The sequence below is a fragment of the Rhodococcus sp. ENV425 genome, from assembly GCF_002887785.1.
In the GTDB taxonomy this organism is placed as follows: Bacteria; Actinomycetota; Actinomycetes; order Mycobacteriales; family Mycobacteriaceae; genus Rhodococcus; species Rhodococcus aetherivorans.
Genome location: NZ_PCZU01000144.1, coordinates 1 through 2,619 on the forward strand (window position 1 = coordinate 1; position 2,619 = coordinate 2,619).

Here is a 2,619-nt window from a genome sequence, read left to right on the forward strand (position 1 = left end):
CCGCCGAAGCCCCCGCCCCCGAAGCCGCCCCCGCGGCCACCGGTCAGGATGCTGTTGATGAGGATTCCGCCGAGCACCGCACCCGCGATATTGCCGCCGGAGGCGCCGCCGCGGGGCGGACGCTGCTGACGCTCCCAGCGCTGCACGTCGTTCTGCGCTGCGCGCAGCGCGTTCGCCGCGAGGGTCGCGGCCGCCTGAGCGTGCTGCAGCGCCTGCCCCGGTTCCTGCGCGGCGAGCCGCTGCGCGGCGTCCAGGTGGCGCTGCGCCTCGGACAGCCGGGTGCGGGCCTCGGCGCCGATCACACCGCGCCGCGTCCCGATGAAGTCCGCCGCGGCGGTGACCTGCGATCGAGCCGCCCCCAGATCCTGTTCGAGGCGCCGGCGGGTGCGCTGCGCCTCCTCCTGCGCCTGACGGGTCCGATCGCGCAGCGCGTCGAGTCGTGCGTCCGCTTCCACGACCCGGGTGAAACTGCCCAGCGGGTCGGTGTTCATGTCCGCCCGGGCGTGGTCGAGGGCCGCCTGCGCGGCCTTGCGGGCCTCGGCGAGTTCCGCACCACCCGCGGCGGCGAGCTGTTCGGCGTCGGCGATGCCCTGTGCGGCGTCGGCCATCGCGGCCGGCAACGTCGCGATCGCCCGCCGGATGTCGTCGGCGGCGTGGTCGACTGCGTCGAGCATCGTGGCAGCGTGCCCGAGAGCACCCTCCGCTTCGCGGATGGCTCGCACGGCGTCGCCCTGCTCGCCGACGGGACGTGCCACCGCGGTGCGGCCCTGATCGACGGACTTCTCGGCGAACTCGATCTCGTCCTGCGCCAGCGTCACGTTGTCCGTGATCGGGGCGAGCGCGCCGGCCGGGAACTCCGTTCGCAGTTCGGTCAGCGTCGCCTCGGCCTGGGGCAACCGCGCGCGCAACGCGATCGCGCGCTGTGTGAGCGCGTCGAGGCGGGCGGGTGCGTCGAGCAGGAGGTCGCGCATCCGGTCGAACGCCTCGACCTGCGCGTCGAGTTCCCGGTCGGCCTGGCCGCACGACGAGATCAACTGCACGAGCATGTCGCGCTGCTGCTGGGGCGTCTCGGGGATGGCGTCGTCGAGCCGCTGCCGGATCTCGAACGCGGACGCCAGAGCCGACTGCGCCTGTCGATAGGCGCGGTCGAACGGCTGGACCGCGGCATCGCCGAACTCTCCGCGCGCCAGCTCGAGTGCCTCGGCGCTCGAGCGAACGGCGTTGTCCGTCTCGACCAGGATCTTCTGGGCGTACAGCTCGAGGCCCTCGAGCGGCAGCTCGCGCAGCGCGTCGGTGTCGGTCGGGTCGGTGGCCGCCGCCGCCTGGGCGCCCGCCTCGGCCCGCTTGCGCTTCGCGCGCCGGGAGTACAGGTACACCCCCCCGGCCCCGGCCGCGATCACTCCGCCGCCGACGAGCAGCGTGGTGCCGGAGCCGGAACCCGACGCCGACAACGCCGCCTCGAGACCCTCGGCCGCCGCCACCGCGGCCCCGGCCCAGTCCTGGCTGCGCAACTGCGGCACGATCCGGTCCGCGCTGATGGCGTCCCGTTCGGACGCGGTGACCCCGGACAGGGCGTTCGGCGTCCACAGCGCGTACTCGCGGTCCTGCGTGGCCACGGCGAGCAGGGCCGTGTCCGTCCCGAAGTTGCTGGCCTGCGCAGTCCGCTCGGTCCAGTCGTCGGACGACAGTCCGGAGAACGTCGGCACGTACGCCACCCACAACTGCACCCCGTGCTCGGCGTAGAGCGCGTCTGCTGCTTGCTGGATCTGCGCCGTCGCCGCCGGATCCAGTACTCCGGCGGTGTCGGTGATCGGCTGGGGAAGCCGGAAGGGCGGCTCGGCCGTCGCCGAACCGGGCAGCACCAGCCAGGCCAGGGCCGCGAGCAGGATCGGCACCGACATCGACAGCGAGCGGCGGAGCGGGCGGGCCGGAAGCGGCCGGACGGCGACCGAATACGGTGACATGCGTCGAATCTATCGGCTCGCATGCGCTGTCGCCCGTGGCGCGTCGCCGGGTGGGCGCGCTCGGAACACTGGCAGAATCGGGGAGTGAGTACCGCAGCCCGCCCACGCCCGGCCCCGTCCCTGCCCGAACCCCCGCGCGGGTTCGGTGCGGGCGTCGCGCGCTGGACGCGCCGGCTGGTGCTCGGGGTGCTGCTCGCGGCGATCGCCGTCCTCGCCGGAACCGCGGTCCGCGTGTGGCAGGTGGCGCGCATCGACGACTGGAGCCGGGCCGACGCCATCGTGGTCCTCGGTGCCGCCCAGTACTCCGGCACCCCGTCGTCGGTGTTCCAGGCCCGGCTCGACCAGGCCCTCACCCTGTACGAGAACGGGGTGGCCGAGCGGATCGTCACCGTCGGCGGCAAGCAGGAGGGCGACCTGTTCACCGAGGCGGCGTCCGGCAAGAACTACCTGATCGCGCAGGGAGTGCCGGAGTCGGCGATCACCGCCGTCGAAGAGGGGTCGGACACGTTGCTCAGCGTCGAGGCGGTCAGCCGGGAGATGGCCGGGCAGGGACTGCACTCCGCGGTGCTGGTGAGCGATCCGTGGCATTCGCTGCGCACTCGCACCATGGCCCGCGACGCCGGTCTCGACGCGTGGACCGCGCCGACCCGCACCG

The 2,619-nt window shown here is 73.9% G+C and carries 2 protein-coding genes; one reads left to right on the forward strand and one right to left on the reverse strand.

The genetic code is table 11. From position 1 onward, the window contains the following. Positions 1–1,964 (reverse strand): TPM domain-containing protein (locus tag CQZ88_RS11100; protein ID WP_102799752.1); only part of this gene is annotated, 1,964 nt, incomplete at its 3' end. An 84-nt stretch (positions 1,965–2,048) separates the two neighbouring features. Between CQZ88_RS11100 and CQZ88_RS11105 the strand changes: the two genes are divergently transcribed. Next, on the forward strand, positions 2,049–2,619 hold a 571-nt coding region (locus CQZ88_RS11105), incomplete at its 3' end, for a YdcF family protein (RefSeq protein WP_374703821.1).